The sequence below is a fragment of the Enterococcus sp. AZ191 genome, assembly GCF_051713845.1.
Taxonomy (GTDB): domain Bacteria; phylum Bacillota; class Bacilli; order Lactobacillales; family Enterococcaceae; genus Enterococcus_B; species Enterococcus_B durans.
In genome coordinates this window covers 849,754-876,713 of record NZ_JBIOQS010000001.1, presented here as the reverse complement: position 1 = coordinate 876,713, position 26,960 = coordinate 849,754, and the positions used below count along the sequence as shown (strand labels likewise).

Annotated in this window: 21 protein-coding genes, 1 pseudogene and 1 other annotated feature; of the genes and pseudogenes, 13 read left to right on the top strand and 9 right to left on the bottom strand. The window is 33.3% G+C overall.

Annotated elements, in window-relative coordinates:
- Nucleotides 1–98: 98 nt before the first annotated feature.
- The 7 genes from IGI47_RS04150 to IGI47_RS04120 form a co-directional block, all read right to left on the bottom strand.
- Nucleotides 99–953, bottom strand: a complete 855-nt coding sequence (locus IGI47_RS04150) for a MetQ/NlpA family ABC transporter substrate-binding protein (protein WP_005879211.1) — start codon at nt 951–953, stop codon at nt 99–101.
- A gap of 23 nt (nt 954–976) precedes the next feature.
- Entirely contained in the window at nt 977–1,663 is a 687-nt protein-coding gene (locus IGI47_RS04145; protein ID WP_081134545.1) for a methionine ABC transporter permease, read from the bottom strand.
- Nucleotides 1,656–2,690, bottom strand: a complete 1,035-nt coding sequence (locus IGI47_RS04140) for a methionine ABC transporter ATP-binding protein (protein ID WP_438783431.1) — start codon at nt 2,688–2,690, stop codon at nt 1,656–1,658. Before IGI47_RS04140 ends, IGI47_RS04145 begins: the two co-directional genes overlap by 8 nt.
- Nucleotides 2,691–2,755: 65 nt before the next feature.
- Nucleotides 2,756–3,020 (bottom strand) — a binding site (T-box leader).
- A gap of 85 nt (nt 3,021–3,105) precedes the next feature.
- Entirely contained in the window at nt 3,106–3,444 is a 339-nt protein-coding gene (locus IGI47_RS04135; RefSeq protein ID WP_311931400.1) for a glycine cleavage system protein H, read from the bottom strand.
- Between the two features lies 1 nt (nt 3,445).
- The gene (locus tag IGI47_RS04130; RefSeq protein WP_311931399.1) at nt 3,446–3,802 is read right to left on the bottom strand and encodes an arsenate reductase family protein; all 357 of its coding nucleotides are present in this window, start codon (nt 3,800–3,802) and stop codon (nt 3,446–3,448) included.
- A 6-nt stretch (nt 3,803–3,808) separates the two neighbouring features.
- Entirely contained in the window at nt 3,809–4,996 is a 1,188-nt protein-coding gene (locus IGI47_RS04125; RefSeq protein ID WP_311931398.1) for an FtsW/RodA/SpoVE family cell cycle protein, read from the bottom strand.
- A gap of 169 nt (nt 4,997–5,165) precedes the next feature.
- On the bottom strand, nt 5,166–6,005 hold the full coding sequence (locus IGI47_RS04120) for a LysR family transcriptional regulator (protein ID WP_438783430.1): 840 nt from the start codon (nt 6,003–6,005) through the stop codon (nt 5,166–5,168).
- 333 nt (nt 6,006–6,338) lie between these two features.
- On the opposite strand from IGI47_RS04120, the gene IGI47_RS04115 reads away from it, so the two are divergent.
- Both IGI47_RS04115 and IGI47_RS04110 read left to right on the top strand, forming a co-directional pair.
- A complete protein-coding gene (locus IGI47_RS04115; protein WP_438783429.1) occupies nt 6,339–7,301 on the top strand; it encodes a TDT family transporter in 963 nt (320 codons plus the stop codon).
- A 159-nt stretch (nt 7,302–7,460) separates the two neighbouring features.
- Nucleotides 7,461–8,501: a YeiH family protein gene (locus IGI47_RS04110; protein WP_438783428.1), complete on the top strand. Its 1,041-nt coding sequence runs from the start codon at nt 7,461–7,463 to the stop codon at nt 8,499–8,501.
- Nucleotides 8,502–9,231: 730 nt separating this feature from the next.
- On the opposite strand, the gene IGI47_RS04105 is transcribed toward IGI47_RS04110, so the two are convergent.
- Complete coding sequence (locus tag IGI47_RS04105; RefSeq protein WP_438783427.1) at nt 9,232–9,702, bottom strand: methylated-DNA--[protein]-cysteine S-methyltransferase; 471 nt, start codon at nt 9,700–9,702, stop codon at nt 9,232–9,234.
- Between the two features lie 232 nt (nt 9,703–9,934).
- On the opposite strand from IGI47_RS04105, the gene IGI47_RS04100 reads away from it, so the two are divergent.
- From IGI47_RS04100 to IGI47_RS04090, 3 genes are all read left to right on the top strand, one after another.
- Entirely contained in the window at nt 9,935–10,876 is a 942-nt protein-coding gene (locus IGI47_RS04100) for a glycosyltransferase family 2 protein (RefSeq protein ID WP_438783426.1), read from the top strand.
- Nucleotides 10,877–11,828: 952 nt separating this feature from the next.
- Nucleotides 11,829–12,149 carry a hypothetical protein gene (locus tag IGI47_RS04095; protein WP_438783424.1) on the top strand — a complete coding sequence of 107 codons (321 nt, stop codon included), beginning with the start codon at nt 11,829–11,831 and terminating at the stop codon, nt 12,147–12,149.
- 1,252 nt (nt 12,150–13,401) lie between these two features.
- The gene (locus tag IGI47_RS04090; protein ID WP_438783422.1) at nt 13,402–14,757 is read left to right on the top strand and encodes a hypothetical protein; all 1,356 of its coding nucleotides are present in this window, start codon (nt 13,402–13,404) and stop codon (nt 14,755–14,757) included.
- A gap of 176 nt (nt 14,758–14,933) precedes the next feature.
- Here IGI47_RS04090 and IGI47_RS04085 read toward each other — a convergent pair whose 3' ends face one another.
- The gene (locus IGI47_RS04085; RefSeq protein WP_438783421.1) at nt 14,934–18,233 is read right to left on the bottom strand and encodes an immunoglobulin-like domain-containing protein; all 3,300 of its coding nucleotides are present in this window, start codon (nt 18,231–18,233) and stop codon (nt 14,934–14,936) included.
- Between the two features lie 493 nt (nt 18,234–18,726).
- Here IGI47_RS04085 and IGI47_RS04080 point away from each other — a divergent pair, with 493 nt between their 5' ends.
- The 8 genes and pseudogenes from IGI47_RS04080 (at nt 18,727) to IGI47_RS04045 (ending at nt 26,960) form a co-directional block, all read left to right on the top strand.
- Nucleotides 18,727–18,987, top strand: coding sequence for a hypothetical protein (locus tag IGI47_RS04080; RefSeq protein WP_438783420.1), 261 nt, complete (start codon nt 18,727–18,729; stop codon nt 18,985–18,987).
- A gap of 123 nt (nt 18,988–19,110) precedes the next feature.
- Nucleotides 19,111–19,616: pseudogene (locus IGI47_RS04075) on the top strand (transposase); the annotation flags it as partial.
- 207 nt (nt 19,617–19,823) lie between these two features.
- The gene (locus IGI47_RS04070) at nt 19,824–21,668 is read left to right on the top strand and encodes a M60 family metallopeptidase (protein WP_438783419.1); all 1,845 of its coding nucleotides are present in this window, start codon (nt 19,824–19,826) and stop codon (nt 21,666–21,668) included.
- Between the two features lie 45 nt (nt 21,669–21,713).
- A complete protein-coding gene (locus IGI47_RS04065; RefSeq protein WP_438783418.1) occupies nt 21,714–23,738 on the top strand; it encodes a putative mucin/carbohydrate-binding domain-containing protein in 2,025 nt (674 codons plus the stop codon).
- 407 nt (nt 23,739–24,145) lie between these two features.
- The gene (locus IGI47_RS04060) at nt 24,146–25,162 is read left to right on the top strand and encodes a hypothetical protein (protein WP_438783417.1); all 1,017 of its coding nucleotides are present in this window, start codon (nt 24,146–24,148) and stop codon (nt 25,160–25,162) included.
- A 133-nt stretch (nt 25,163–25,295) separates the two neighbouring features.
- On the top strand, nt 25,296–25,622 hold the full coding sequence (locus IGI47_RS04055) for a winged helix-turn-helix transcriptional regulator (protein ID WP_311931383.1): 327 nt from the start codon (nt 25,296–25,298) through the stop codon (nt 25,620–25,622).
- A gap of 132 nt (nt 25,623–25,754) precedes the next feature.
- On the top strand, nt 25,755–26,258 hold the full coding sequence (locus IGI47_RS04050; RefSeq protein WP_311931384.1) for a YbhB/YbcL family Raf kinase inhibitor-like protein: 504 nt from the start codon (nt 25,755–25,757) through the stop codon (nt 26,256–26,258).
- Between the two features lie 192 nt (nt 26,259–26,450).
- On the top strand, nt 26,451–26,960 hold the full coding sequence (locus tag IGI47_RS04045; RefSeq protein WP_438783416.1) for a hypothetical protein: 510 nt from the start codon (nt 26,451–26,453) through the stop codon (nt 26,958–26,960).

Genomic DNA, 26,960 nt, shown 5'->3' with positions numbered 1-26,960 from the left:
GGCGTCCAAAAGTCAGTTTTTTTGTTTCAAAAAAAAAACGAGCAATACAAAAAGCGTATTGTTCGTTTTTTTCTCGACCCCATCATTTTTCAACATTTTTATTTTGCGTCTGCATCTACAGGTTTAACAGAACCGCCCCATTTGTCTTCGATCCATTTTTGCACATCTTCACGGTGTAGAACTTCGATCAATTTCTTGATTTTATCGCTATTTTCGTCCCCTTTACGTGTAGCGATGATATTCACGTAAGGTGAATTGTCTTTTTCAAGCAACACTGCATCTTTTAGAGGATTCAAACCGGCACCATAAGCAAAGTTTGCATTGATTGCCACTAGATCGCCTTCATCATTTTGATACGTTGAAGCTAATAATGATGGATCGATCGTGTGATTGAATTTCAAGTTTTTAGGGTTTTCAGAAATATCATCAAATGTCGCTGTTTCCAAATCAACACCGTCTTTGACTTTCACTAAACCAGCGTCTTTAAGGATCGTGATGATTCTTCCCCAGTCAGATTCTGAATTTGAAGTGATCACTGTTGCACCATCTTTTAATTCAGAGATATCTTTGATTTTCTTTGAGTACAAGCCCATTGGTTCGATGTGGACAGCACCAGCATTGACAAAATCATATCCTTTGTCTTTGATTTCTTTGTTTAAGTAAGGAATATGTTGGAAGTAGTTGGCATCGATATCTCCTTCTTCCAATGATTGGTTCGGTAAGACATAATCGTCGAATTTAACGATGTCTAGTTTGATTCCTTCATCTTTTAACAATGGTTTGACATGTTCCAAAATCTCCGCGTGAGGTGTTGGTGAAGCACCGATTTTCAAAGTTGTATCATCTTTTTTACTACTTGATGCTGAGTCCTTCGTGTCGCCACTGTTGCCACAAGCAGCTAATCCCACAGTCAGCAATAATGCTGCTGCAAATCCAAAAATTTTCTTTTTCATATCCTATATCCCCCTATATCTTACTATCTTTTATCTGTTTTCTTCGTTAAGAAATCACCGATTCCTTGAACAATAAAAACAATTACTAATATAATTAAAGTCGCAACAAATGTCACGGTCAGATTACCACGTTGGTAGCCTTCTTGCCAAGCAAGGCCACCTAGTCCACCAGCACCGATTGCACCCGCCATGGCAGTAAACCCAATCATCGAAATCGTTGTAACTGTTAATCCAGAAATTAGTGCAGGTACACTTTCAGGAATCAGAACTTTCCAGATGATTTCCCAATAACTGGCACCCATTGCGTCAGCTGCTTCCACTACGCCTGGGCTTACTTCACGAAAAGCAATTTCAACTAAACGTGCGTAAAAAGGAGCTGCTGATAGAACTAGCGCTGGAATTGCTGCTTCAGCTCCCAACATCGTTCCCACGATCGCTTTTGTAAATGGAATGATCAAGACCATCAAGATCATGAACGGCGTTGAACGGAAAATATTACTGATGATTGAAACAATCCCATAAATGATTCGTGCATATGGCTTATTTTTCCGCCCGATAGAGTACAAGATCAAGCCTAAGATCAACCCAATAATCGTGACTAAGACCATGGAGATCAACGTCATGTAGAGAGTATCGATAATCGCCTGTTGCATTGTTTCTGGATTGATTTTACTAAAATCTAGGTACGTTTCTGCAAAACTTTTATCCACGGTGGATCACCTCCACCCCAACACCTTGTTCTTTAATAAACAATTCTGCTTGATCCAATTCTTTTTCCTCTCCTGTCATCAGAGTGGTCAAAGAACCAAAAGAGCCTTCTTTTGCTTGTTTGATTTTTCCGTAGACCACATTGATATCTACATTGTATTTACGGATTGCCTGTGAAATCACTGGTTCATTGGCATTCTTTTCATTAAATGTCAAAGTGACTAAGCGTCCTTTAGGGTTTTCTTTGATCAATGTCGCTAACAATTCACTCGAATCTGCTTCAGGTTCGATGTCTTGTTGCACAAATCGTTTTGTGACTTCTTGTCTTGGGTTTCTAAAGACCGTCAAGACATCGCCTTCTTCAACGACTTTCCCACATTCCATCACTGCTACTTTATTACAGATTTTACGAATGACGTTCATTTCATGTGTGATCAAGACGATTGTCAAATTCAATTTTTTATTGATCGCTAACAAGAGATCTAGCACTTCTTCTGTCGTCTGTGGATCCAATGCACTAGTCGCTTCATCACAAAGTAGGATTTCTGGGTCATTGGCTAAGGCTCTGGCAATCCCGACACGTTGTTTTTGGCCACCAGATAATTGAGAAGGATATGCGTTTCCACGTCCTTCTAAACCAACCAGACCGAGTAATTCTTCCGCACGTGCTTTGCGCTTTGTTTTAGGGACTCCGGCCAATTCTAAAGGAAGCTGAATATTCTCTAACACTGTTCGTGACCATAACAAGTTGAAATGTTGGAAAATCATCCCGATTTTTTTACGAAAACTTCTTAAGTCTTTATTTTTCAATTTAGTGATTTCTTGACCGTTGACGATGACTTCTCCGCTAGTGGGTAGTTCTAATCCATTCAGCAGTCGAACTAACGTACTTTTGCCTGCTCCGGAATAACCGACGATTCCATAAATATCACCTTTTTCAACGTTTAATGAAACATCATCTACTGCTTGGATCGTTCCATTTTTTCCGCCGAATGTTTTTTTGACATTCGTTAATTGGATCAATGACATATCGCTCACATCTTCCTTTTATTTTTTACTTAGAAACAAAAAAGCTTTCGTCCCCTTGCTTTAAGCAAAAGGACGAAAGCTTAAACTTCCGTGTTACCACCTTGATTCGCTGCTATTTCACAATAACAACCTTAAACAGTACTTGGATAGAATCTTCAAAAACAGTTCCGTATACCGCTATGCTTTAACGGGCACTCCCGTAGTAAGTTTGCCATGGCTCACTTACTCTGCTCTAAGACCATCTTCCATCTCATGTTCGTTACCCATTTTCAGCAAACAGGGCTCTCTTCAAACGTCTATGACATGTACTCTTCTTTTCAAAGCTTTATCTATGATTGTTCTGATTATATCAGTTGTAAAATTACGTGTCAATATTCTATCCAAAGCTTTTTACTATTTTCTGAAAGTTCTTGTTTTATATTTCTTCAAATTCTTTTGGATCGACCTCTTTGAAACTCAAGATCCATGCATTCATTTCATCTTCATCATTCAAGATATTGATGTCTTCATTGATTTTTTCATTCACCGAAGAAATGATCCCTGACAATGGGCTAGCAAATTCATTGACTGCTTTTTCTGCTTCCACTTCGATCAACGGTTCACCGCTTTTAAAAGTTTGTCCTTCTTTTGGTAAATTCGCAAAAGTGATATCCCCAAGTTCTTCTTGTGCTTCATTCGTTAAGCCAACACAATATTCTTTGCCATTGAACAATATCCAAAGATTATTTTTTTTCTTCAAGTGTTTCCCAGCCATTTTATATCAATACTCCTTCGTATGTTTTTTCATTAAAGCCAATTGCGACGAGTTGTTTGTCTTTGACGATCAGCGGACGTTTGATGAGCATTCCATCAGTAGAAAGAACAGCACTAGCTTTTTTTACTGAAAAATCAGCGATTTGATCTTTCAGTCCTAACTCCCGATACTTCATTCCGCTTGTGTTGAACAAACGGCGCATCGGTATTTCATTATGGGTGAGCCATTCTTCTATTGTTTCTGCTGATGGTGTATCTGCAATCATATCAATGACTTGATAGTCAATGTGATGTGCATCTAACCAAGCTTTTGCTTTTTTGCAAGTTGAACATTTAGGGTACCAATAAAAACAATACAACTGTTGTTACCTCCTAGAAGTTTTTGCAGGTGCCTCATTTTGGTATCTCATTGATAAGATCAAACCGATACCGATCATATTTCCTAAAATGGATGATCCCCCTTGGCTGATAAAAGGAAGAGGAATCCCAGTCAATGGTAATAAGCCAATGTTTGCACCAATGTTTTCGAAGACATGGAACAAGAGCATCATGATCAAGCCACTTGCGATATACGCATAAAATTCATTATTCGTATCAAAGCAGACCCGTATCATACGATAAATCAAGATAAAATACAAGAAAATGACAAAGGCACCGCCAATAAAGCCAAAATTCTCACCAATGACTGTAAAGATCATATCTGACTCACGCACGGGCACATAGATATTACTTACGTTGAATCCTTTCCCAAACAAACCACCCGTTCCGATGGCTAATAACCCTTGAGCAGGCTGATAGCTCATGCCCGAGGTATCGTGAAACGGATCGAGCCAGGAATCGATGCGGGCAAACTGATACGATTTAAAGCCCACTTTATAGAGCAATTCTCTTCCGCCGTCTGTAGTAACTAAAAAAATCGTTCCTGCGCCAACAAGAACAGCTAAAGCAATCACAGGCACAATGATTCGCCAAGAAATTCCTGACATGAGGAATATTCCTCCAAAAATAGCTAAAAAGACAAGCATCGTCCCAAAATCATCTTGAGCCATGATCAGTGCTAAAACAGGGAGTGTCACGATCAACATTTTCCCTATCAGCCAAAAATCTGATTTTGTTGTCCGTTCTTTTAATTGCGTGTTATGTTTCGTGACGATCAGTGCCATCATCAATATATACGCGATTTTCATCAATTCAGCGGGCTGAAAAGTGAAGGAACCAAAACTAAACCAGTTTTTCGAACCTGTAGACGCTTCTAAATTACGATCATAAAATTTCAATAAGAGCGCCATAACTACTAATCCTAGCCCATATAGATAAGGAGTCAGTTTCCAGATCCATTTTGAATTCAAATGCATAATCACTATAATAGCAACCGATCCGACTAAGTACCAAAGAAGTTGCATGCCTACGCCCTTTATTACTGACGGATTGTTGGGATCATGACTAAGCGCAACGTATAAAGACAGTAAACCAATCAAACATAATAAAAAGACCGGTAAAATCACGCCATAATCGATCCGATTATCGTTAGAAGCTTTTACTTTTTTTTCCATGTTTCATCCCTTTTCTTAAAAAACCATACTGTTCTTTATTATAGCGGTCTCTCTAAATAAAAGAAAGTTAAAGCAAGGACATTTGAGAAATTTTAAACTCTCCCTCATTTAAGCATATCCGTCTCATTTTCAAGTTGTTTCTTTGCAGAAATCCCAAAGAAACGTGTCTTTATTCTCGAGGGTCTTTTTCTTTTCTTTGATAGATTTCATTGTAAACAAGTATTTCTTTGGCAATTGATTGGAGAACTTTTGAAACTAGATTGGTTCGCTGAACGAGGTAAAATTTCCGTTTATACTCCAAAGATTCAAACTTCACGCCTTCCGGTACCGCACGTTTCGATAAAATCGATCGTCCGACTCCTTCTTTTAGTAAGGCAGCAATTACCTCATTGCTTTTAACGAGCATCTTCTTTCCATGGATATTTTTTTCTTCAAAATAGCGTTGGGTATAGTGAAAAACACCAGAAGTCGATTCTCTGACTAGCCAAAGTTTACTTTCTGGATCACCAGCAATCACTAGTTCATCCTCCATCAAAGAAAATCGCTGTACTCCTGATGTTTCCAAAGGCTTTTCAATAAAACCAAAATCAGCATCATGCTTCGCAATTTGATCCAACGAGTCATGGGAATTGGCAAAAGCGACAACAAAATTTACTTTTGGGAATTTTGGAATCAGATAACGCAAAAGTTTCGGCAACAAATATACTGCAAATGTATGCGAAGCAACGATCCGGCATACTTCTTCTTCATTTTGTTCATCTAATAGTTGCTGTTGTGTTACTTGCCATTCTTCCAACAGGATCAGCGCTCGTTCATAGAGAAGATCCGCTTGTTTTGTTGGTCTCATTTCTTTTCTGCCATTCCTTTCAAAAAGAATGACGCCTAGCTCTCTTTCTAACTGTTTCACTTGGTTGGAAACAGCTGGTTGGGATAAAAACAATAGTTCTGCAGTACGTGAAAAGTTTCTTGTTTCGTAAACAACACGAAAAGTTGTCAATAATTTCAACATAAGCTCACTTCCATAACTTTTTGTTATAATTACTATAATAACTATTTGATTTAAATATAACAGAAAATGATTATAATAGTAAGTGTAAAGCACATCGCTTGAAATTGGAAAGAGGACAGATCCTTTTTCCAATCATTACTCAGGAGTTTGAACAAACGACCTTGTTCAAGTAGCGATAAGTAAAAAACTCTTAACATATTTGTTTATTTCCCACTGAACAGTTTAAAAAAATTTGTTCGAATTACTATCAACCCTTTCCAATTACTTATCGCTACACCTTGAGTTTTCTTGATACAGTTTCTGGCAAAAAAAATTTATAGAAGGAGAATGTAAATGAAGAATTTTTTGAAGATTATTCCAATTCCAATTTGCGGACTGATTCTTGGTTTGGCGTCTTTAGGAAATCTATTCAAAGAATATCATTTGGTTTCATTAGGTAATCTTATCGGTTGTATAAGCATGATCTTGATGGTTTTGATGTTTATTAAATTATTCATTCTATTTGAACATACAAGACAAATGTTACATGACCCAATTATCGGTTCTGTTTCACCAACATTTACTATGGCATTAATGGTCATCTGTACTTACTTCGTTTCATTTACGAGTATCGCTCCTCTCGTGAAGGTGATTTGGCTAAGTGCAGTGGTCTTCCAAATCGTGTTGGTTCTTTATTTTACGTACCATCATGTTGTAAAAGCGGATCTCTCGATTGAAGCCGTTTATCCTAGTTGGTTCATCATTTATGTGGGCTTTGGTGTAATTACTGTAACGGCTGGAAATTTCTTCCCCCTTATCGGTAAGATCTTTTTTTGGGTTTCCCTTGCCTGCTACGCATTTTTACTACCAATCATTATCAAACGTGTCTTTTTTGTTAAAAATATGGCACAGCCAACCTTGCCACTGATCACAATCGTTGCAGCACCTGGATCTCTTTGTTTAACAGGATACTTGAAAAACTTTGAACAACCAAATCTCTACTTAGTTCTTGGACTGTTTATCCTGTCTCAAATTTTGTATTTTATCGTTCTTTCAATGTTACCGCACCTATTGAAATTACATTTTTATCCAAGTTACGCGGCGTTTACTTTCCCATTAGTGATCTCGGCAACTGCTCTATTCACAGCTGTTCATTACTTTGATTCACAGGGAATGAACACAGGTGTTTTAAACATTTTGAAAGTCATCGAATGTGGGATTGCTACGGTGATGGTTCTTTATGTTCTAGGACATTACCTACTCTTCCTATTAAAGGAACATGGGAAAAATCATCACTTATTCCCTAAAAATATTTAATAGATCTACACAACTTCTGTCTTTTTCAAAAAATGGAAAAGGCAGAAGACTTTTTGCGTTTTAAACATTTTGTCAAAAAAACGGAACAATGCTACTATTACCAAGATATCATTTACGCTTCTCTTTTTTTGCGTAACAATCATGAAAGGAATTTATGAAATGAATGTACACTCACCCATTAATCGCTTCAAACAATTGAACATACGGAAAATATTTCCTGGGTTATTACTCGCGCTCTTAGTGGCTATCGCCAGCAAATTGTTGGCACTGCTAGTCCCTCAACTAGGTGCTGCTACCATTGCTATCTTGTTGGGTATCCTATTAGGAAATACTTTTTTTAAACAAACATCTCTTGCTGCTGGCACGAAATTTGCTGAAAGTAAGTTATTGGAATGCTCTGTCTTTTTGCTAGGTGCCACCGTCACAGCCCAGACGATTGCCCAGATTGGCATCAAAGGGATCCTGTTCGTTTTGTTGCAGATGAGCGTCACGATCATAGGCGCTTATTGGATCGGAAAAAAACTACGCTTTAGTGACACTTCTTCTCTGATGATGGCGGGTGGAAATGCTGTTTGTGGCTCTTCAGCGATTGCTTCTATTGCACCAGTTATCCACGCAGAAGAAGAAGAAAAAGGCCAGATCATCACGCTTGTCAACTTACTAGGAACCGTTATGATGTTGACCTTACCCTTTTTAGGTTTGCATCTCTTCGACGACAATCTGATCGAAAAAAGCGCATTGTTAGGCGGAACACTGCAATCCGTTGGTCAAGTCGTGGCAGGCGCCAGCTTGCTTGATGATTCAGTAGTCCAATTTTCGATGCTCTTTAAAATACTGCGCATCATGATGTTGGTCGTTGTCGTCTATCTATTTGAAAAATTTATGCAGAAAAAAACAGTTGCTACTACTCACGTACCTCATACAAAACAAACGAAAAGAAAGTTGCCCTTACCTTGGTATGTTTTAGGATTTGTCATTTTTTGTTTGATCAATAGCTTGTTTACTCTACCAGCATTTATCGATCATACTGCCCATTTTATTAGTAACTGGTTTGAGATCACTGCCTTAGCTGCCATCGGCTTACGTTTGGATTTTGCTAAATTCATGAAAGAAGGCCCTCGTTTCCTATCCTATGGTCTATCTGTTGGTTTATTGCAGACAACGATGGCATTGCTCTTCATCTGGTTAACGAAATTATGATGAGAAAGTCGTGAAAAGAGGGATTTTGCTCAAGAACTGGAGAACAGATCATCGAACAAATAACCATCACCACCCAGCTTTATTAGTTGCTCTTACATTTTTCTAGTATTAAAGCAACATAAAAATTTGGCTCATTGTCAAATGATGTTGATAAAAATCTTAGAATAATTGGAACGAGAATGGGACAAAAATCAGAAAAAACCTGATTTTTGTCCCATTCTAATCCTACACACGGAATCGTCACTTGGATCACTCTACTTGTATTCAGTTTATTTGGAATAGTAAATTATTTTTATATTTATTGTTATTATGTAAAAGAGAAAGAGAATATTTACACCATCATTTTTCCCATAGTTGTTCTTTTACTCTTATTAAGGTAATAATAAGAATGCTGTTCTTCACTTATGCTATAAGTTTCTAATTATAGGCTAAATAAGTTTTAGGAGACAAACAAGTACTGAACTGACGATTCACTCGCTTAAAGCTTTTGAATAATCTATTCATTTAACATACATAACGATTTTTACGGAAATGAAAGGGGATACTACAAATAAAATTTATAAAAAGAACTTTGGCATATTCGAAGGAACTATTTCTGCTCGTTTATTCATTTTTAAGCGTGAGGCAACTACTTTTAAAGTGCACCTCCAAAATTGTCCTTTACACATACAACTTTTGGAGCGCACCACATTCTTGCCTACAGCTATTTTCTATTTAGAAACCCCTTCTTCTATTCATTCTCCGAAAAATATCCTTCTAATACTAACAATTGACGTTTGATCGCAATCCCTTCTTCTATATTTCCCATATATCCTGTTAATTGACCATTTTGACCAATAACTCGATGACAAGGAATCAAGATTGGCAAAGGATTCGTACGGTTGGCTTGTCCAATCGCTCGCACTGCCTTAGGACTGCTGACAGCTATCGCAACCTCTTTGTAACTTCGTATTTCACCAAATGGGATAGCCTGTAGTGCTCGCCAAACTTTCCTTTGAAAAATCGTCCCTCTATTGATTGATAGTGGCACATCAAATGATTGTCGTTCCCCTCGAAAATACTCTTGGAGTTGTTTTTTCCCCAGCAGTAAAATTTCTTGATTTGCTTGTTCTCCTTCGACAATTGGTTGAAACGAAACAGAGGTCAAGCCACAATTGTCCGCAGCCATCCATATATCTCCGATTATTGTTTTTATTTTCATCTCATCGTCTAATGATCTTCATTGATCTAGACTTCCCTCACTTTTACATATTTTCATTTATCTTCCTTTATTTTTATGAAACTTGCAATTTAAAAGTTTATTAAATTTACTCCAGATGGTAAACTAAAACTGACGTCTTCTAAAAAAACTATTCTTATATGCGTATTTATTTGAGGATAAGTTTACTATTCATATAATACAAAAGTAATCTCTACGTGAAAGGATCAAAACGATGAAAATATCAATTGTTGTCCCTTGCTTTAATGAAGAAAAAACAATACCACTTTTTTTCGATGAAGTAGAAAAATTTAAAGGGCCTCATGAATTTGAATACTTGTTTATTGATGATGGATCGAAAGACGGTACGCTACAGGCTATCAAACAGTTAGCCAAAAACTACCACTACGTCAGATTCATTTCTTTTTCCCGAAATTTTGGTAAAGAAGCTGCTCTTTATGCCGGCTTACAAGCTTCAACTGGTGAACTGATCACGGTGATGGACGTGGATTTACAAGATCCACCCGAACTACTGCCAGTCATGATCGAAAAAATCACTACTACGGATATCGACTGTGTAGGAACTCGACGCTCAACACGTGAAGGAGAACCAGTCCTTCGTAGTTTCTTTGCCCGTGCATTCTATCGATTGATCAATAAAATCAGCGATACAGAAATGGTTGATGGTGCGAGAGACTTTCGCTTGATGACTCGCCAAATGGTCGATGCCGTATTAGAATTGACTGAATACAATCGCTTTTCAAAAGGCCTCTTTAGTTGGGTTGGTTTTAAAACAGAATACATCTCTTTTGAAAATCGTGAGCGCGCTGCTGGCGAAACATCATGGTCATTTTGGAAACTATTCAATTATTCAATCGATGGGATCATCAATTTCTCTGATACTCCCCTAACAATTGCCTCTTTTGTAGGTGCATTGTCTTGCGTTGGTTCGGGGATCGCCATACTATTTATTATTTTTCGTGCGCTGTTATTTGGAGATCCAACTTCTGGTTGGCCATCTATGGTATCCATCTTCTTATTTATTGGCGGAATCCAATTGCTCTGTCTAGGGATCATCGGAAAATATATTGGTAAGATTTTCTTAGAAACTAAACAACGGCCAGTTTATATCATCCGAGAAACCGAAAAGAAAAAAACGCCTCGAATTGATGAATAAAACTAAAAAGAGGTTGAGATAAAAGTGTTTCGCATTAAGAAACAAGAGGGGATTTTTCGAAAATTGCTTCTCAAATTTTTGGTAAATTTCAGCTTATTTTCGAAGATGCTACGTTTGTCTCACCGTTTATCCGTTTTTAGAGATACGAGAAGAGGCTGAGACAAGTATTGTCCCAGCCTCTTTTTGCTAATCTTTAGGCCATCCGCTAAATGATTTGATCATCTAAATTCCTTTCGCTAAACGACGAGACATCACACGCAAGGCCTGTTTGAAGCCTTTTGGTCAATCCTCATAAATCCTCTAACTTTTGTCTTGAACACCCAACATTCAAACGTAAAAATTGTTTACCAGATGGACCATAAGTAGTTCCTGACAGACTAGTTAATTTCTCCTCATCAACTAGTCTTGTATACAATTCACCCATACAGCCAGATAACTTATCACAATTTAGCCATATCAAATAAGTCGCTAGGTGTAACGATGATTAAGAACGTTCTTTTCGACTCGATTCAGCTTTGGAATTTTATATTGGATTATTCCTTTTATAAATGCTTCTCTTATTAATTATGTATTTATTACTTGTTTTCCTATTTCTATCTATCATACTATAAAAATGTAAATAACCATTATAACCAAACAACACGATAACTTCTATTGACCCAAGCAATTATAGTATTAACTAATCATTTTAGTAGTATTGTTTATTCTAGGTATTTTTCTTTCAAAAGAGTAAGAAATTTTTTAGTATAGTTTGTAGCAGAGAGATAAACTATATTAAAAAAATGAAACTAAAATCTTAGTCAATTGATCTAACTCTATTCAGATTTCATCAATAAATTGTAGAGAATGTACACCAAATTTCTCTCTAAAAAAATAAAAAAGACAAAAAAATTTTTTTATGATGTCACGATAGTAAAATAAGCAAAAATTAAAAAGCCATGGAGTGATATATATGAATAAACTCAATTTATTTACCAAACTATTTAAACATACCAAACATAGATCATCGGCAACAGTACAAGCTAAAAATCTATTTTTTATAAAAAATCCATGTGACCGAGGTACATTTAAAAGAGTACAAAAAGAAGCACGATTTGTTCAACAACAGATGTCTGGATATCCAACTGTAAACACACCTTATCCAGGAAAAAGTGGGCACGAGGGAAAATCATTACAAGAACTACTAGCACGATTTGCTCCGCAAAATCCACCACATACTAAACAGAATATCCAACTAATGAATCGATTCCAACAAAGTAATATGGAACTATAATACAAAGACCTATCATTTTGTAGTGATCCCAAAAAGTTAGATGGAGTGGAGAAATCCACTCTTTTTTTCGTGCAAAAAATCAAATATTAGTCATCTAATTGTGTTGTTTCATAAAATTGAACGGGGTCTTACCAGCTCAATTTCGTTTTCATTCTCCTATAGTTGTAATAATAAATATACTGATCTATCGCTCGCTTCAATAAGCCAAAGAAACTTTCCATTGGTTAATTATCTAAACACTTCGCTTTTTGCGACATGCTTTAGAAAATGTTGTGTTCTTTCAGTTTATACGAATAAGCACTCATTTGATCTCCCCTTGATCTGATTGGAATATACGGTAATACGGACAATCATCCATAACCTGAATCGCTTCCTCAATTATTTTAAAAAAGCATTTTCAATTTGAAGCAAGCGCACTTATTTTTGGAGCGTATTGATATGATATTGGTCTTCGATTGTTGTTTTAATATTGATTTATTCGGGTGCTCATTTTTTAGTCAAGCTACGTGGACGTCCTTTCGATTTGGAGAGTTCCTCAATTTTCGCTATACGAAATTGACGCATCTAAGCTATAATAAGTGCTGAATTGTTTATTTTTAAGGTGTTGGACAGTTCACGGTAGGACATCTTACTTGTTTGATATTACTCTGTCGTATTTGGCTTGAATAGAATATTTCTGATTTCGTCGTTTTCTCAGGAGTACTTCTTCTCTAATTTCTCGATAAGCATTTATCCAAAATTGAACCCGTTTATGGAATTTGACACCATGCTTGATAGAAAGAAAAATATTGGTTTGAAGAAAGTAGAGACTTATAAAGCATAAAAAATCTCTTTATATTTTTTTTAGATATATACCTATTCTCCAGTCTATAATATTAGACCAAAGAAGGGTATACAATTCTTTTATTCAAAAAATTCTATATCTCCCTCAAATATATATCAATCCCTATAAATATAACATAATTCTGATTTCTTAATACAGTCGAATTCCTTATCTTTATGAACTAATATAGGCCATCTAGAATAAATCAAACTTCAACTTTAGGTTCATATACTGCCATTTCTAGTCATTTTTATAAATTCTTTTTGTATAATAACCTCTTTTATTATTGGTAATAAAAACTATCATTTGTTGCTCAATTAATGCTGAGAAAACATCTCTCAAATAGTTTTTTTTTAGATTTTTTTGATAAATCTATCAACTGTAATCAGTTTTTAATTATCATTAAATTAAAAAGGAGAGTGTCCATGCATGAATCAAGATGAGTACTACTCACATTTATTATCCTGGGCTAAATCTCAGAGAACATCATTTATTAATTCTAAAAAATACGGTTTTTTTTCAATGCAGATTATTTTACAACTCCTCAATCTAATGGAAAATAAAATATCTCTGTTAGAAATAGAACAATATAAACCTAGTATTGAACTTATTTCTTTATATAAAAATTATCTAGAACTAAATGAAAAAAGTTTCAATTCACAGGATATAGAATTATTAAAAAAGTCTTTAGATAATAGTATGTATGCCACAATTGTACCCGAGCTATTAGCTTTTGAAATAAAAAAATTAGTTCCTAATAAGAAGGAGAGTTTTTTATTACTCCCCCTTACAATAGTTTCCTATGATACTTTATTAGTAGATTGGAGTCTCCATGAAATCAGCTGCAGGATACAAAATAAAAATAATTATATTCAACTAGAATTTTTTGATAAAGCACACCAATTTCATTCTCTCAGAAAAAACTTCAAGCAAGTAACTATGGATCCCCATTCTAAAATACGTAATAAAAGGGACATTATTAATTATTTCTATATTATTTCTCCGGAAAAAATAAATCAATTATCTCTCATTCTTTCATTAGGAACTATACATGTACGCAATCAAATTAATGAAATTATTACAAAAAAAGAATCTCAAAAATATAGTCAAAATAAAGAAAAATCAAATATTCAAGAAATATTTTTTTCTAAAATAAAGAATCTTTCTATAAATGAACATTATGGTGACATTACTAGTACTTCACAAAACCTCGTTGGAAATTGTGTAATTAAAGAATTAGATATTGCTCTAAAAGTAGCTTTAGGAGAAAGGAAATTTAGTGAAATTTCCAAAATAAAATTCTCTCCTTCTTTACAAGGGATTCAAGGTAGATATTTATATACTTCTAAAATACCAGGGATTAGTTCAACTAAAGAAATCTACCTATCCTTGATATCTATATTATTAGATCGTTTAGATACATTAAAATTTGATTCTTTAATGAGCAAAGAAATAGCAATAGATATTTTTTCCATTTATTCCTATTTAAAATGTTGCCGTGAAAATAGTCCTCTGACAAAAAAATTACAAACTTATTTAACAAATAAATTTTATAAAAATCAAAATTTATCTATTTCAAAAAGTATTTCTACAAATATTCATACTGATCATCTTCATATGAACATCCAGAATATCAATTCTATCAAATACTTGTTAAATCAAGAATCAACTAGTGTACCTAAACATTTACACTTACTAAAAGATGTAGCAAAAAAAGAAAAAAAATCACAACAAAAAAAATTCAAAAAAAGTATTATCTATAAGCAACCTGATCATTCATTATAATAATTGTATACTTTATCTAGTAAATTAATAATTTCCATAAATAATCAAATAATTACTTTACATTATTTAATTGATAAAATCTTGTTGAATATTATTAAATAACTAAAAATCATATGTGAACAGAGACATCTTTCTGTTCACATATGATTTATTTACTTCTTTTCAGATTTATATAATTACTTCGCTCGTTCTATTCGTTTTAAATACTTTTTCTGAATTATACACAAGAGAAGTAAGACTATTCCTAAGATACTAAATAATCTATTAAGTGAAGAATTTTCACTGGTACGTGGAAATTCTTTTTTAGATTCATTCAATTTTTCTGTTGAGAAATTCTTTCTAGAACCTCCAGTTAGATCACTAGCCCTATCGATTTTTGACATACTTCTATCGTTAAAATTTCTTGTCCCTCTATTTCCTAAACTACTATTTTTACTGATTTCCTTACTTTCTGAGTTGATATTTTCTGAATCATTATTGCTTGGCTTACTACTCATTTCAACATTTACTGAATCACTTGTACTTGTCTCTCCATTTGTTCCAGCATCTACTGAATCACTAGTACCTGTATCTCCACTCGTTCCAGCGCTTACCGAATCACTAGTACTCGTATCTTCACTTGCTTCAGTGTTTTCTGAACTACTGTTATTAGTGTTATCATTACTAATGACTTGAATACTTAACTCTATAGTTGATTCATTTTTGTCCGAATCAAAAACAGTATATTTTATAGGATATGTTCCTATAATTGATGGATTAAATGTTGTTTCTATTTTTGTATTATCAGGACTGATAGTTAATTCTCCATCTTCTGGATCTATTGCCTTAATCAAAGAATATAAATCGATTATTTCATCTTGTTTAAGAGTAATATTGTTAGAAATACTTTGTAACCTAGGTGATCCACCTTTTTTTATCTTTTCTATAAAATCTGTAAATTCGGTTTTATCTATTTCTAGCAAAGAATTATATAGTAAAATCAAATTGTTTTTATAGTTGATTTTGACAGTTCTATTTTCTATTTCTTCTTGACTTAGTTCATTCATTGCATTTCTTAATATTATATTAGTCTGATTTTTTTTCAATTGATAAATAGAATCCTGATAGATTGTATCAGATAAGTCAAGCTTCTTAAACCCGGTTGAAGTAATAATATATTCTGTTTCTTTTGTATTTGTAGCATTAATTTTGATTACCTCATTAGTGATTCCACTAACAAAACTAATTTTATGGGGTTGTTCATGATAAATCTTTATTCTATCACCTATTTTAATCGGAATTTCCTGAGTTAGATTATCTGGATCAAGATAAGAATAGTACCCTTTACCATTAACTTGATATGATTTCTTGATCGAACCATCTTCTTTATTAATAATAGACACACTCGAATATAGTTGGTTTTCTGGCCAAGAACCATTTCCTAAATTGGCAGCACCTAATTTAATGGTTAAACTTGTTAAATCTTTATTCAGTATCCCCCTAATTCCATCTGTATTGTATATACCTTGAATATAAAATTGATCCCCATCATATGTGAATTCTGTTCTTTTGTCATAGTTCACATTAACTTCACTATTCTCATTTTGGCGAACGGTTACCCACTGAGGTTCTATAAAATAATTTTCGTTAATATATGGAGTAACTATCGAAAAAGTCCCGATAGGTATATTTTTAAGTACTATTTCTTTTTGATTTATAGTGATATTATTGATTATATTATTTTCATCAATAATTTGAATAATTTTATTTTGTACTAGATCATAAATTTCATCAGAGAGTTTAATAGTTAAAGACCCATTGAGCCCATATTCTGCAACTTCGCTATTCGTAACAGCTGAATACGTATCTTTACTTTTATTTCCTTTAATTTCTTCTATTATAGCTTTATCCTTAATGATGTCACCTAAAATAGAACTATTCTTCAAATGTTTTATGTTGGAAATTTCTTCCCTTAATTCTTCAGATACAGTAATTCCCCATGAATCAAAATATGGCAATATATTGACATCGGAAACTTTAGCAAACGCTCTGATCCAAGCTTCTTCATTTCTTGGACTATTTCCTTGAGATTTTTGTCTTCTATACCAGCTATTCATTTCACTATAAATAGCATTTTTGTTATTAAATGATTGAAGTAAATTTTCTAGTATATATAGCTTACCAGTGATATCTACATCATAAAATGTTTTATTTTCATTTAATCTTTGATTATTATATTTTTGTTCATCTCTACTAATATACATATAATAATCATTCCAAGGATAAATTTCTTTATCATGTTGGATCTCATAAGCTAAAAAATTATTAGAAACCTCTCCCAATTGCATGGCCCCATCTCTTAAATCTCCTTGATAACCGTGCCCAAGCTCGTGAAGACCTCCCCAATTAGCCTCGAAAAAGGAAGCAACGCTTGTATTATTTACTCCAATATGATCTGTTCCATAATAAGCGGCTCCTATGCCATGAGCATTTGCACGAACAAAAAATCTAGTATTTACTACTTGATCTAACACATCAACTGGCTGTCTTTCTAATCCTATTAGTTGATCATAACGATCTCTGACTTTTTTATAATATAATAAAAAATCATCTAATGTTTTAAAGGATTTTGCCCAATGGTTCACTAGTTTCTTTCTATCCATATATGGAACAAGTACAGTTAGCGCTTCACCTTCTATCACGGCATATCTATCTACTTGTTTTTCCCACATATCAAAAAAAGCTACTTCATCATCACCTTGGTGATAATAAGGAATCCTTTCTATACCATCACTTAATTTAACTTCAAGCAAAATTTCCTTTTCTAAATCGGCTTCTTCTTTAGTATTCAAAGGAGTATAAACAAAAGGGACAGAATTATCTGATACACTAGAAACCTGTGTATAACTATTTTTAGTGATATTCATTTTTGTACCATCTTTATGGGAATCATTTGTTAAAGTACTAATTTTTAAATCTGGTCCCTCTATCACTTTTACTTCTGCTACTTTTCCTTCTGGGATCCCTATCCCTAACATTTGCCGATCTTGATGGTCTCCCCTTAAGATTCCTTGTAACGTTGTGTTCCAAGTTGAAAAATTATTATATACTTTACGAATAACTTTTGAGTCTGGAGATTCTGAAATAATTACGGTTGTTTCAAACAGCGTTTCGTTACCATGTGAATCGTTTACTCTATAAACAACTTCGTAATTTCCCACGTGTTGAATATCAACATTGTTACTTTTGATTTCTATTTTATTTGTTAAATCACCATCTTCAAAATCTATCGCAAAAACTCTATACCTTGAATCATTAACATCGAAGTCTTCTCCTACTTTCAAATGTACTTCTTTAGCACCATAAAATCTTGGTGGCCTAGATTGGGAATAATAAATAGTATTTTCTTCTCCATAAACACTGATAGTACATGTACAACATAATATAAAAGTAAATAAAGATAAAAAAATATATTTTTTTAAAATATAGAAATCCAAACTTATCTTCCTCTTTATATAATTATTTTTAAAATCATTATATTTATAACTATGTGCTATCCCCATAAAACTTAGTCTAAAGCCTTAAAGGATTATATTGTAAAAAACTATATGCTTCACTCCCTTACTTTCGAGTATGCATTAGATATTATCATACTATTCATTTTCTATTTTTTCATTATTTGAAAAATTTAGATATTTAATGTAATTAAAATTAAATATACATGAATAACTCTACTATCTTACTTATATTAGTTAGCTTTCTTTAGGAAAAACAACTCAAAAAACTACTATTTACTTTTTTAAATCAGACATCAACTTTATTTTTGCAATTTTATCAGTCTATAATTTAGTGAAATTTTTTACTATCAGCATTTAATACAATGTGAATTTTTTCATTTATTTCATATATTATAAAAATTAGAATAATTAGAATTCATAATTAATAGATTACTTATAATAAATATATAAAAATTATTAGAAGTGAGTAATAATGATAAAATATTCAGGAATTTTAAGTATACTGCTAGGTATTTTAGTTAATCTCTTATTATTCGTCGATAATTTAAGCTTAGCTATTGGGTTTACTACAGTAATTCCAGTTTTTATTTTAAGTATTATTGGGACAGTTTTTGCTATTATCGGATTTATAAAGTTAACAAATTGGTATTCTTATGTGATTTGTGGAATTGGTTGCACAATCAATATACTTCCAATAGCCTACTTTATCTTTTTTATTTTTGCTATTGGCTAATAAGTAATCATTATTATATGAAATTAAAAAGAAATCCTTGGCCGTTTTGGTCAAGGATTTCTTTTTCTAATTACCAATAAATACTGTAATTTTTGGGGTTCTACAATATTTTGTTCTAGACACTTTAACATTGTCCAACATATCAATTATAGCTTCAGTTAATTACGTATACAGATCATGAATCATTTGCAACTCTCACACGCTGAATATCAAAAAGGACCCAACTTAAGTGATGTTGAGAACTATTACTCAAAGATCTCTAGACATTGAAGCCAATCAAAAGTCATTATCACAAGCTGTTTAAATGACGAATCAGTCAAACAGAAATCGTTGATGGACTCTTAAGCTACAATGAAGCTACGCGAACAACGTATTCCTTTAGTTAATTATTACACTATTATTTTGTTAAACAAAATCAGAACGGTTTTCAAAAGAAGTTTAAATGCTTGCACCTACATTTCCGCAATCGTTTAAAAATAAATTCATGATCTTTTGATACTACCAATCGGATATTTCGAATTCCTTCAACGTATCTCACTAGATGACTTCACAGAGGCCTAAACAACAAAATCAGGTTGATCAAACGAATTGCTTTTGGTTACCACAAATTCTATCATTTTCGTGTATGAATCTATTTGCAACAAGGACTAATTTTTGAAAACCGAAAAATATGAACACACAGTACACACCGGATATTGAACTAAGTTTTTATTCAAATTTATCTCTCCCAACACCATTTGACGAAAAGCCATATTTATTTTTCTTTATAAGCGTACAAAGGAAAACAAATACCTCCCCGCCATGTCTTACTCCTAAAAAACACTAAAAGAAGCACATTGTTACTTCATCTTCAGTTTATTAATATCTACGTCTATTTACTTTATGTATCAATTAAAATAGTAAATCAAGGAATAGAGACCTATACTAAAGTGATAAAAGGTAATGAATGGTTATCCAATAAAAAAGAGGAAATTACATTGAAAGAAGGAGACCAACTTACGATTTATCACGCTGAACCTAGCCGTTTTAAGGTGTATGATGAAAACTATAAGTCAAAGGATGGAACGTTAAAAACGTATACTTATAAAGTAGCATCTGACAAAACCTTGACAAATATAACAGATAGTACTTATCTCAAAGAACAAGTGCTAGCGCTTTTTAAAAATGAAGAAAAAAAAGAGTTATCAGAATCGGCCAATCAAGTAAAAATCAACGAGTTGACCAATAAGTTGATGAGTGGAACTTATCAACTTGGAGAACAAGAGAAGACTGACTTATTACAGATATTAACAGATGCTCAAAAACTGTTGGATCAGATAGGAGAAATAGTCCCAGTAAATAGTGTTCTTACTCAAGAAATTTTTACTCTACCACAACCTTCTCATCTTTTAAAAGAAGGTCGACGTATGGCAGCAAATCATGATAGACAAGACTTAGGCATCGTACTTGAAGGTAAAACACAGATTCAAGTGCGTCAAATCAATAGTCAGTATAAATCGAATGTGACTTTACGTTTGCTTGGAAATGATTCAAAATTGGAAATGTCTAAAACTATTTCTACGGAGTGGACGACGATCGACGTAGCTAATTCATTAGTTCCATATATCGACACACCGTATTCAAGTACACAGATGAATGAAAAACCTAAAATTGAAATAAAGATCACTAAAGGCGTAGCTAAAAAAATTCCTGCTTATGATGAACACACAAAAATAAACGATTTTCTTGATAAATGGAATCAGAGCAAAGCAAGTTTTGCTGTTGTGAAGGGACAAAAATTTCAAATGTTGATTCCTATCAATGATCTCAATACTATCCGAAAAATTGACCTTCCTAAATTAGTTTATGAATATGATAATCAGGTTTTTAAATTGATTGATGAGCTAACAGGACTAGAAGTCAACAGTCCAGACCCAATTCATGAAGAGGAAAAACAACGATATTTCATCAAAGCAGATGCCCACGGTGCTGGTGCAGCCTATTATGGAAGGAACTGGACTGCACAAAATTCTACAAGTATGGCCTCTTATCTTTCAATCAATTGGTTACCGATCCATGAAATTGCCCATGGTTATGAGGTACCAAGTAAGGAAATGACCGTTGTTGATGTGTTGAATAATGTCTATGGTACGTACTATCAGCAAAAATATTTAACGAATTTTATTAAAGATAGTTGGCTATTTAGAAATGATAAACAGGGATTAATCAACAGAGTAAAAACAAGTTTACTAGACAATCATGTAGGATATAATCAACAGGGCTATCAAGAAAAATTACTTTTATTTATGCTCATTGCAGAGCGGTTAGGTCAAAAAGGTTTTGCCGAATTTAATAAATATCACCGTAAGCTAGCAAGTAAAGGAAAGACGGTCAATGATCTTGTACAATTATTTATTGAGTTTGGTTATCAGTCCCAAAACTATAATCTGATCCCGTATTTTCAATTGTTGAACTTGACGGTTGATGATCGAACTGCCAATCAATTTTTGAAAAATGATAGTCAGCCAGTTGCTATGGTAACCCAAGTGGTTCCAGAAAACCAAATCACGCAGGCTTTACAAAATTTAGGCTTGTCTAGTGATCTTGACTCACAACTGACACTTGTTACAAATCATGAATTACAGAAACTAAATTTAAAGAGCCAAGTGACCATTAAAATCAACAATAGCGAATTGATATAAAATAGCTCATTACGCTTAAAAAATGGTCAGGATATTGTCAAAGAAGTGGTAGTAAAAGGAAATCAGGTAAGTTTTGAAAATATGCCGAATGGAGTTTACTCGATTGAATCAAGTAATGATCAGGTGCTCTTTGATAAACAGTATCTCTATGTAAAAGAAGATGGAACGATAGAGTTAACTGCCATCAATAACTATATTTTAAAAAGAGTACAAGAACTTTATGAAACGAATGAATATACTACCTTAGTAAGTGATTTAACACAGGAAAAAATTGATCGTGCAAAAGTACTAGTAGACGAATTAGCTGATGGTCCACAAAAAGAAGCGAATATAGCATTAGTTGAAAGAGCGCAAGAAATGTTTAAACAATGGCTAACCAAAGGATTAGGTAATGCAACATTTGGTCGAATTAAGTATTTTGAAGATGGTAGCAATCGTTTTTCATTCACTACAAGCAGCACACAACCCCATTCTTCGTATGGGAATTCAGTTTACTTTATGCTGAAAATTAAGGAAGCAGATGGTACAGTAATTTATGATCGAAAAATAAATGCTACTGAAAAATTATCGGCTGAAACATTTAGTTGGACGTTAAAAGCTGGAACCATAATCACAATGACACATGTTGAGCCAAGCCGATTACAGGTAAATGATGAGAATTTAAAAGCCAAGGGAAATCAAACCACTATTAATTATCAGATTGATGAAGAGGGAAAAATTTCTAAAGTTCAACAAGATTGGGACTACACTGAAACAGAAAACTCTATCATTTTGACTAAGTATATTGGTACCTCAAAAGAAGTTGTTGTACCGAAAACAATGAATGGCTTACCAGTCCAATTAAAAGCAATCAATAGTACTGTCATACCAAAAGATATTACAAGTTTTTCGATTAGTCAGGAAGGTACAGGAAAAGTGACGTTACAAAACAAAACGTTAAAAAGTGCATTTGATACGTTCCCTAATTTGACAGAGGTCGATCTTAGATGTTTAGATACAGCAGGAGTTAAAGATTTTTCCCGAATGTTCTCTAATTGTAAAAAACTTGTAAATGTTCAACTGACTGGCTTTGATACGAGTGCAGCAACGAATATGAACCGTATGTTCAATGAATGTGATAGTCTAGAAAAAATTGACTTGTCAAGTTTTGATTTAAGTAATGTTACAGATAAAGGTTTCATGTTTTTTGTTTATCAGCAGAAATCTTTGGTGGTAGTTACAAAAGATCAACGATTATTTCAGTACACTTTTACATCAGATCATCGGATACCACATACTTTCCCTAAGTTAATGGCTAATGGTGGTACTTTTCAAGATGGGACGACGAATACTGCGACAGTAAAACACTACTTAACTTCATGTGCTGTTACAGTAGAACAAATCCAATTAGCGAATTTTGAAGCATTTAAAGAAGCAAACATACCTGTTAGAGCAGGGTATGAGTTTAATGGTTGGAAAGCTAATCAGGAAAAAAATAAAGACACAGTGTTTGAATTATTAGATACTGTTTATATCGCAAGTTGGAAAGAAGCCTCGATCTATTCTGCGAGTGATAATCATAAAGTGGATTATATCTATGATTCGTTTGGAATTGCATATTTTCCTAAAAATTTTGAAGCAGATACCACGATATTAAATAAAAAAGGTGAACAAAGTATCCCAGTAAAGAAAAAAGAATCCTTTAATGTGGGAGTTCTTGACCAACGACAAACCCCTAGCTCATGGACATTGACGGCTAAATTAAAATGGTTAAAAGATCTGATTATTGGGGCCTATATTCAGACCACGAATGAAACAGGAAAAATAACTAAAAACATCAATGACGGATCAAAAAAATTCGATGCAACGACTGATTTAAAAGAGTTGTCTGGTCATCCGACATTGACTGGTTACTCGCATGTTAAAATTGATACAGTCCCTTCTGTTTTGATGAGTGGAGAAAGTCCGATGGTAGATGGAGTCTATGATTATAACTTAGAAGAGGTTACTTTAGAGATTCCTGCTGTTGAAACTGTTGCAAAAGGTGATTATCAAGCAATGATTGAATGGAATTTGACTTCTGCTCCGTAAATAATAACGAATTAAAGAGTTAGATTCTTGTAGTTGGAGATTTTAGTGAAGTACTAAGCTGGAAAATATTGAAAATAGGTGAAGCTATTTTCAGAGTTTTCAGCTTATTTTTGATAGGAATTGGAAAATAGACTGATTCATCATTTTTATCATATCCTCTTCATCTTTCGTTTTATATTAACTAAAAAAACAAATTTTTAAATTAGATTAATCAATAATTAATATATTTGATACAAACTGTTTTCTATTAAATTGAAAAATAAAATAAATTGATCGAAATCACTATTTTTCTTTTTTTTTTATTTTTATCAATAAAAAATAAAAAATTATATTAGACAGCAAGTAACGCCATCTTTATAATCTCACCTTGGTAGCAAAATTTAGGTATATCAAGAAAGGTGAATATAATGGATCCAATTATTAAAAATCAATTAGTAAAATTTTACACTAATATGGTCGAACTAAATTTATTAAGGAAATCAAATCAAAAGAAGATGATTTTTCTACTGACGGCGTTTGAAAGTGGCTCGTTGCCATCATTAAAACAATTACCTTTGCAGATTGAAGAAAAAGATATTCAAAAATCTTTACGATTTGCGGATCATCAATTTGAAGAAGTATTGAAGTTAATTAATCAGAAGGCTTATACAGGAACTAACAAATATAAACTGAGAAAATTAGTCATAGAATCGACCAATCAAGTGACGGAACGGATTATTGATAGGAATAAAGCCGGATTAAATAAATTGATGGCTTCTTACAATGTCGATCAATTACATACTAATTTTTCTAAAGCAAAAGTTACTCCTGGAGAAATACAAAATCAAAGCAAAATGCAAATGAGTGAAGTGGTTAAAATACTAGCACAACAATTAGAAGAAGTACTGTCTTATAAAATATCTTTACGGGGGATTTGTCTTAATTTACCTCTTTCAAATAGAATTTCTTGCGATAAAATAACGCTGAAATATACTTTTAGTGACTTTTTGATCTATAAAAAGAAACTATGCCAAATCCAGCGATTAACTTTACTGGAGAAACTAAATGACTTGGAAGGGGCATCATTCGTGAATGAGTACACGAATAAATCCTTTATTAAAAAAATTGGGCGAAAGAAAGTAGTATCAGATAAACACTTGAAAAAAGCCTTAGTCCAACAAGTTAAACACTTAGAAACTGCAGAGAATAAAATCACGAAAAAGCTAATTCACACGCATTTTAAATCAGGAGAAATTCCTGAAAAAAAGAAAGCAGAAATCAAAGAAATCCAGAAAAAAATCCAAGTATTTAAGTTGGATCATTCAAAAAAAGTACCACTAAGTAAAAAGGTAAGTAGAGCAAAATATATTTCTAAGGAGGGATACCAAGGATCGATTAAAGTTCCAACTGATTTTTTATCACGTGATTCTCTAGTATGTAGATAAGCGACCAAATAGGTTTAAATTGGAAATGGAAGTGTATTTTTTATGATGAAAACATGGTGGTATATAGTTGATTCAAGTAACATGTTATCTATAGAGCAGGAAGAAAATTTTTATTAAAAAAGGAGGAAGTAAAATGAAACGTAGAAAAAAATATACCTGTCCTTTAGAGCTAGTTCATGACATGATTCGTGGTAAATGGAAACCCATTATCTTATGGCGTTTACGTTTGGGAAAAACAACACTAGCTCAATTACAACGAGACATCAAAGGAATTTCACAAAAAATGTTGTTGGAACATTTAAAGGAATTACAGGTGGATGGTTTTGTCGACAAAGAGGCAACGAAAGTCTATCCTTTAAAAACAGAATACTTTTTAACAGACAGCTTTGGTCAACAGATCATTCAAGCTTTGATGATCATGCAACAGATCGGTATAGAAATTGAAAAAAATCAACAATAAGATCAAGCTATAAGGTTAATAGTGTTTTTCAAAAATACTAGAAAAATCTTACTGACAAATTTGTGGGTAATTTACCTAGGGAAAAAAGCACATTATAATAAATGAAAAAATAATGATGAAAGGATGTTGTCAATGTATGTGATTAGCTCGGGAGTTGTAAATGGAATAATTGACGATAAATATGGAAAACATGGAACACACTTTAATGAAAATGGGATTCCTACCTATTCTCTTCCCTTTGAAATTTTTGATGCGCCTGAAGGAACAAAAAGCTTTGCTATTTTTTTAGAAGATAAAGATGCCTGTCCTATCAGTGGTGGTTTTTCTTGGGTTCATTGGGTAGCTGCTAATATCACGCGAACCAAAATCGAAGAAAATGAAAGTCAACAAGCAAAGGATTTTGTCCAAGGATTAAATAGCTGGATCAGTATACAAGGAGGCAAGCAAGAAAAAGAATTATCTGCTTGCTATGGAGGTATGGCACCGCCAAACGAACCACACACTTATGAATTTCATGTGTATGCGTTAAATACCTTGTTAGAATTAGAAAATGGTTTTATGTTCAATGAGCTATTTCAAAAGATGGAAGGTAAGGTATTAGCTATGTATACGCTAAAAGGAAGATATCGTAATTAAAGATAGTATTAAATGGTAAGAAGTATTATATCAAAATAAAAAAACAAACCAATTTTCATATTGGTTTGTTTTTTGCTAATGCTATTTTTATCATAATATTCAAAATCCAATAAAAAACGAATAGATTCAATCTATATAGGTGTTTCTGAATAAAATAGCTATACAGAAATAAATTGATAGGAGTGTTTTCATATGGGAAAGCTTAGTCAATTAGTCGAAAACTTAAAGCCACGAAAAAAACAAGAGCAAGCAGATCGTCCTAAGAGAAAAGAAACGACAATTAGCTATAAAAAAGTGGATACCTCTATGACTAAACAACAAAAAGAAGAAATTTGCAAAAGGTTACTGGAATCTGCTAAAAAAAATCAAGGAAACAGAGAAAGAGTCTCCCAAAGAAGACTAGAAGAAAAAATTAGTGATGTAACTGTAAAAGTGGAAGAAATTATCTATGCTGATCTTGACTTAAGTACATCAAGTAAAGGAATAGGCTCACATATTAGAAAACCTGAAACAATCTATGCTGAAATTAAGGGAACATCTGCTTCTAGAAAAACAGAACCGATTTATGAAAATCTAAAAGATCAATCCCGACAATCACTAGATAATCTTTATGAGAGGGTATTTCCATGGATGACATCAGGAATAGCACAAACGAAAGCTTCTCTGAAACAACAAAAAATTGGGATAGGACATGAGCGTTAA

Coding starts and splice junctions, on each gene's coding strand:
- IGI47_RS04095 (WP_438783424.1), top strand. CDS start 11,829: ATGAATAAACTCAATTTATTTACCAAACTATTTAAACATACCAAACAT.
- IGI47_RS04080 (WP_438783420.1), top strand. CDS start 18,727: ATGATAAAATATTCAGGAATTTTAAGTATACTGCTAGGTATTTTAGTT.
- IGI47_RS04055 (WP_311931383.1), top strand. CDS start 25,296: ATGAAACGTAGAAAAAAATATACCTGTCCTTTAGAGCTAGTTCATGAC.
- IGI47_RS04090 (WP_438783422.1), top strand. CDS start 13,402: ATGAATCAAGATGAGTACTACTCACATTTATTATCCTGGGCTAAATCT.
- IGI47_RS04135 (WP_311931400.1), bottom strand. CDS start 3,444: ATGGCTGGGAAACACTTGAAGAAAAAAAATAATCTTTGGATATTGTTC.
- IGI47_RS04140 (WP_438783431.1), bottom strand. CDS start 2,690: ATGTCATTGATCCAATTAACGAATGTCAAAAAAACATTCGGCGGAAAA.
- IGI47_RS04060 (WP_438783417.1), top strand. CDS start 24,146: ATGGATCCAATTATTAAAAATCAATTAGTAAAATTTTACACTAATATG.
- IGI47_RS04125 (WP_311931398.1), bottom strand. CDS start 4,996: ATGGAAAAAAAAGTAAAAGCTTCTAACGATAATCGGATCGATTATGGC.
- IGI47_RS04150 (WP_005879211.1), bottom strand. CDS start 953: ATGAAAAAGAAAATTTTTGGATTTGCAGCAGCATTATTGCTGACTGTG.
- IGI47_RS04045 (WP_438783416.1), top strand. CDS start 26,451: ATGGGAAAGCTTAGTCAATTAGTCGAAAACTTAAAGCCACGAAAAAAA.
- IGI47_RS04105 (WP_438783427.1), bottom strand. CDS start 9,702: ATGAAAATAAAAACAATAATCGGAGATATATGGATGGCTGCGGACAAT.
- IGI47_RS04115 (WP_438783429.1), top strand. CDS start 6,339: ATGAAGAATTTTTTGAAGATTATTCCAATTCCAATTTGCGGACTGATT.
- IGI47_RS04110 (WP_438783428.1), top strand. CDS start 7,461: ATGAATGTACACTCACCCATTAATCGCTTCAAACAATTGAACATACGG.
- IGI47_RS04120 (WP_438783430.1), bottom strand. CDS start 6,005: ATGTTGAAATTATTGACAACTTTTCGTGTTGTTTACGAAACAAGAAAC.
- IGI47_RS04100 (WP_438783426.1), top strand. CDS start 9,935: ATGAAAATATCAATTGTTGTCCCTTGCTTTAATGAAGAAAAAACAATA.
- IGI47_RS04050 (WP_311931384.1), top strand. CDS start 25,755: ATGTATGTGATTAGCTCGGGAGTTGTAAATGGAATAATTGACGATAAA.